Source organism: Microcystis sp. M53598_WE2 (assembly GCF_030067735.1).
Lineage (GTDB): Bacteria > Cyanobacteriota > Cyanobacteriia > Cyanobacteriales > Microcystaceae > Microcystis > Microcystis aeruginosa.
Genome location: NZ_JASJFE010000948.1, coordinates 1 through 4,522, shown reverse-complemented (window position 1 = coordinate 4,522; position 4,522 = coordinate 1). Strand labels below are relative to the sequence as shown.

7 protein-coding genes are annotated in these 4,522 nt (G+C 40.2%); 6 read left to right on the top strand and 1 reads right to left on the bottom strand.

Annotated features, from left to right (window positions below):
• Window positions 1-323 precede the first annotated feature (323 nt).
• Window positions 324-554 (bottom strand): hypothetical protein, encoded by a 231-nt coding sequence (locus PX636_RS19430; protein WP_002775250.1) that lies wholly within the window; start codon window positions 552-554, stop codon window positions 324-326.
• A gap of 152 nt (window positions 555-706) precedes the next feature.
• Between PX636_RS19430 and PX636_RS19425 the strand changes: the two genes are divergently transcribed.
• The 6 genes from PX636_RS19425 (at window position 707) to PX636_RS19400 (ending at window position 4,142) form a co-directional block, all read left to right on the top strand.
• A complete protein-coding gene (locus tag PX636_RS19425; protein ID WP_002796307.1) occupies window positions 707-829 on the top strand; it encodes a hypothetical protein in 123 nt (40 codons plus the stop codon).
• Window positions 830-840: 11 nt separating this feature from the next.
• Entirely contained in the window at window positions 841-1,161 is a 321-nt protein-coding gene (locus PX636_RS19420; RefSeq protein ID WP_002796305.1) for a hypothetical protein, read from the top strand.
• A gap of 198 nt (window positions 1,162-1,359) precedes the next feature.
• Window positions 1,360-2,871, top strand: a complete 1,512-nt coding sequence (locus PX636_RS19415) for a serine/threonine-protein kinase (protein WP_288118362.1) — start codon at window positions 1,360-1,362, stop codon at window positions 2,869-2,871.
• A 590-nt stretch (window positions 2,872-3,461) separates the two neighbouring features.
• A complete protein-coding gene (locus tag PX636_RS19410) occupies window positions 3,462-3,716 on the top strand; it encodes a hypothetical protein (protein WP_239698145.1) in 255 nt (84 codons plus the stop codon).
• Window positions 3,644-3,853 (top strand): type II toxin-antitoxin system RelE/ParE family toxin, encoded by a 210-nt coding sequence (locus tag PX636_RS22940; RefSeq protein WP_288118366.1) that lies wholly within the window; start codon window positions 3,644-3,646, stop codon window positions 3,851-3,853. Before PX636_RS19410 ends, PX636_RS22940 begins: the two co-directional genes overlap by 73 nt.
• Window positions 3,846-4,142 carry a helix-turn-helix domain-containing protein gene (locus PX636_RS19400; protein WP_002731911.1) on the top strand — a complete coding sequence of 99 codons (297 nt, stop codon included), beginning with the start codon at window positions 3,846-3,848 and terminating at the stop codon, window positions 4,140-4,142. The genes PX636_RS22940 and PX636_RS19400 overlap by 8 nt, the downstream gene beginning before the upstream one ends.
• The last annotated feature ends 380 nt before the right edge of the window (window positions 4,143-4,522 follow it).

The window sequence follows — 4,522 nt, the reverse complement described above, 5'->3', positions numbered from 1 at the left end:
GTATAGGAGAGTGGCAAGGGGGTTTTTAAAGTTCGAGTGGAATAGGCTTGTAGTTCCTCTGTTTTACGAATAAAACTTTTCGTACTCATCATGATCGCCAATTCAAAACCAGGTCACTGTATCCCCTGACAGCACTCCCAAAGCTCGATGACTCTTCGTTACACGCACTGACCAAATATCTTCGTCGCTGTCAATACACTTAAAATTTAACGACGGATGAAACGGATTCTCTACCCATAACCGATATGCTTTCCTGGCTCCGGCTTTGACTGCTGGCTTCAAGTCGCGATACTTCTGCCAAAATGAGGGCAATGTCGCGGAATTCATAGCTGCTCATAATCCATCGGCGCGGACAATCCTGCTGCAATCTCTTCTTTGGCTTTTCGGGCTGCTGCGACTAGATTATTCTTCGTCTGTTTAAACGACTGATCCCATCGTTTTTCTTCTTCAATTTCTGCAATATAAGCTCGAACATACTCTACTAACTGCTCTTGAAGCTCATCAGGCAGAGACTCAACCATCTTGATGATCGTGGTAATAGCAGGAGAGGGCATGGTATCTATCAGCGTAGTAGGTTTTCTCTATTCTACAACGTCCACCGCAAACCCAAAATGATATGATCTTTGTTTCCTCTGTGTCTGGAGTGGTTTTTATTAATGAGCCTTGCTCAAAACCAAACAATTCATAATTGAAGAGCGAGGTATTTATGGGTAAAGAAGAAGAACTACTTGAACAATGGCGAGAACTGACACCGGAAAAGCAACAAAAAGTTTTACAATTTGTTCAAACACTGAAATCTAAGTCAGAAACAACAGCACCAATTAATTAGGAGTCTAACCCATGAGCGGCCTCACCATCGAAACCGATTTAGGAAAAATCCTAGACCAGATTAATCAGAATCTTAAAGAGACCAATCAGAAGCTAGACGCGCTCCAGAAAGATGTCACAGAGATCAGGATTGTTCAAGTCAGATTCGAGGCCGAAGTAAAGGGAGATCTCAAGGCATTACAGGGAGAATTCAACACCTTACAAGGTGATTTAAAAGAGATTAAAGGCTCCCAGAAAGCCCAAATTTGGGCATTAATCACCATCTTGGCAACAGCAGTTATCGGAACTGTCATCCGCTTTGTCATCACTGTTCCCCCTGTTAGCAACCCCTAACTTCCACTGCCGGGGAACAGGCTTCTGGTTCCTGTTTGATATTCAGGTAGAATTAATGATAGAATTGGTGCGTTACGGCGGATTGTTAATTTTGGTTTTTTGACGGGATTTGTAACCGCTTAAGGGAGCCTACACATCTTCTCTCAATGAGATCATCAATTTTTTTTAGGTACTTAATCAAATTTCTCCAGATGATTTATGAGTATCCTCTACTGTCTCAATCCCGAATGTTCCCATCCTCAAAATCCGACTCATTATAGCTATTGTCAAGGATGTGGCGGAAATTTAAGCCAAACTAGCCAATCATATTCTTTTCATAGCCGTTATCTCATTGTCGGAGTATTAGGCGAAGGCGCATTCGGTAGAACTTATCAAGCTAAGGACTTGAATTTTAATCGCAAACCCCGGGTTATTAAAAAATTTATTGCTCAAATGCAGGGAGCTGCTCTGGAGAAGTCTAAGGAGTTATTTCAAAGAGAAGCGGAAAAATTAGACGAATTAAAACACGAACAAATTCCCACCGTTTATGATTATTTCTCTCAGGGGAACTCCCTCTATTTAGTGCAGGAGTTTATTGAAGGAGAAACCCTGCTTCAAGAGTATCAAAGAGAAGGAAGATTTAGTGAACAGAAAATCAAGGAAATATTACAGCAATTATTACCAGTCCTTGTCTATCTCCATTCTAAAGGATTGATCCATCGTGACATCAAACCGGATAATCTGATGCGTCGTCGGAGTGACGGTAAATTGATGTTAATTGATTTTGGGGGAATTAAAGAGCAAACCTCCCAAATGGGGACAGGTTTATATACTCCGGGTTATGCTGCTTATGAACATATCATGGGCAGTGCAGTCGCCGCTAGTGATTTATATAGTTTAGCCGCTACCTGTGTCCGTTTATTAACAGGATGTTTCCCCCAAAGTAACAATAATTTGCCAGATCCAGTCTATGCTGTGGATCAGCGGCGATGGTTATGGCAATCGGTATTAAAATCGCAAAAAAGATCAATTAGTGATTTTTTAGCGAATCTCCTCAACAAGATGTTAGAAGATAAGTCTAGTCAGCGCTATCAATCAGCTTCAGAAGTTCTGACAGTGTTGAATAATCCTCCTTCAAGTAGAACTGTAGTACAACCTCCCCCCGTTTCACCTCCTCCTCAGAGAAAAATTAAGAATCCATCAGGAATAACTAGACGTAAATGGCTATATAACGGCATTGGGATGATTGTATTTGGGGGGGTGATCGGACTAGCAATTTACAGTATAGGCAATTATAATTTAGGAGATAATCAAGGGGCGATTGCGGACTACAATCAAGCGATAAAACTCAATCCCAACTTTGCTTTTCCCTACAATAATCGCGGATGGGCTAAGTATAATTTAGGAGATAAACAAGGGGCGATTGCCGACTACAATCAAGCGATTAAACTTAAACCTGATGATGCTGATGCCTACAATAATTGCGGATGGGCTAAGTATAATTTAGGAGATAAACAAGGGGCGATTGCCGACTACAATCAAGCAATTAAACTCAATCCTGACTTTGCTGTTCCCTACTATAATCGCGGTTTAATATACAAAGAATTAAATGACAATGAAAAGGCAATTAAGGATTTTCGCCAAGCATCCCAACTTCATCGACAACAAAATAATCAAACTTGGTATCAAAACTCTCTGGATAGACTAAAAGAATTAGGTGTTTCCAATTAAATTCTTGTAGGGAGTTAACACCGTTAAGTAGCTTGTAGGGTGTGTTAGGCGCATATTTAAAGGAGATTTGTTATAATTAAATTATGATTGCGCCGTAACGCACCATCTTAAGAAAATTGGTGTGTTACGCTATCACTAACGCACCCGACAAGAGCCGCCACTATGCCCTCTGTGGTTTTTATGATGATTATTTAACTGCTACCGAATATCCCCCCGTAGCAATCTCTCCCTAGTAACAGGTTTCTAGTTCCTGTTTGATATTCAGGTAGAATGAATGATATAATTGGTGCGTGGGGCGTGGCTCTTTCGTTTAAAAGCTTGTTACCTGTAGAATATAACGATCTCAGGTTTTTTGTCAAGTCTAATTTGAGGGATTTTGCTCCCGTAAACATCAGCTTTTCACAGAACTCGATACTTAACGATGTTGATGTCTATTATCGCGGAATTTCTAAGTTTAATTTAGGAGATAAACAAGGGGCGATCGCATAATTCTTTTCAACGAGGTTATGAGCTATCCAGCAATTCGATACCCATCACCATCACCTGATTGCATTTATTGATTTTTCATCGCATACTATTTCAAAAGAAACGTGCCAAAGACAAAAATCATCTTTTATCAAGAAGCAGAAGGCATCTCACCCGTTGTTGAGTGGCTTCAGAAATTACTCAAAACTGATAAAAAAGGATTTGCCAAATGTATAACCAAAATCGAACAACTTGCCGCACAAGGTCATGAACTGCGCCGCCCTGCTGCCGATTACTCAGAAATGATATCTGGGAGCTTAGAGCCAAACAGGGAACCATACAATATCGAATCCTCTATTTTTATCATGGTCAAAATATAGCAATTATTGGTCATGCTCTTATCAAAAAAACTTCCGCCGTTCCCTCACAAGACATCGAGAGAATTATCCAAAGAAAAGCACAATTTAAACAAAATCCAGAACTTCATACTTATCAAGGAGAAATAAACAATGCCTAAAACCACAGATGCCGTAAAAATCATTCACCAAATGATTGCAGACGATCCCACAATCAAAGAACAAATTGCCCTAGAATCCCTCAACTCAGAAATCGCACAATTGATTTATGACGCTCGTATGAATGCTGGATTAACTCAACAACAACTAGCCGACCTAATCCATGTTGAGCAATCCGTTATTGAAGATCTAGAAGACGCTGACTATCAAGACAATCCCCTAATAATGCTACAAAAAATTGCCACTGCCCTTAATCAACGAGTCAAAATGAGCCTTGTTAGTAGCTTGTAGGGTGCGTGTTTGCGCGTATTTAAAGTAGATTTGTTAATAATTAAATTATGATTGCGCCGTAACGCACCATCTTAAGAAAATTGGTGTGTTACTCTATTACTAACGCACCCGACAAGAGCCGCCACTGTGTCCTCTGTGTCTGGAGTGGTTTTTATTATGATTATTTAACTGCTACCGAATATCCCCCCGCAGTAATCTCTCCCTAGTAACAGGTTTCTAGTTCCTGTTTGATATTCAGGCAGAATGAATGATATAATTGGTGCGTGGGGCGTGGGGGTTGGTTATCCTTCTCTCAAAGCCTGTAACCTGTAGAATATAACAATCTCAGGTTTTTTGTCAAACTTAGTCTTGAGGATTTTTATAACAAATTTATGAGCTTT

What these genes read in the sequence shown, in the direction of transcription:
- PX636_RS19430 (WP_002775250.1), bottom strand. Translation starts at nt 554, where the DNA reads ATGCCCTCTCCTGCTATTACCACGATCATCAAGATGGTTGAGTCTCTG.
- PX636_RS19425 (WP_002796307.1), top strand. Translation starts at nt 707, where the DNA reads ATGGGTAAAGAAGAAGAACTACTTGAACAATGGCGAGAACTGACACCG.
- PX636_RS19420 (WP_002796305.1), top strand. Translation starts at nt 841, where the DNA reads ATGAGCGGCCTCACCATCGAAACCGATTTAGGAAAAATCCTAGACCAG.
- PX636_RS19415 (WP_288118362.1), top strand. Translation starts at nt 1,360, where the DNA reads ATGAGTATCCTCTACTGTCTCAATCCCGAATGTTCCCATCCTCAAAAT.
- PX636_RS19400 (WP_002731911.1), top strand. Translation starts at nt 3,846, where the DNA reads ATGCCTAAAACCACAGATGCCGTAAAAATCATTCACCAAATGATTGCA.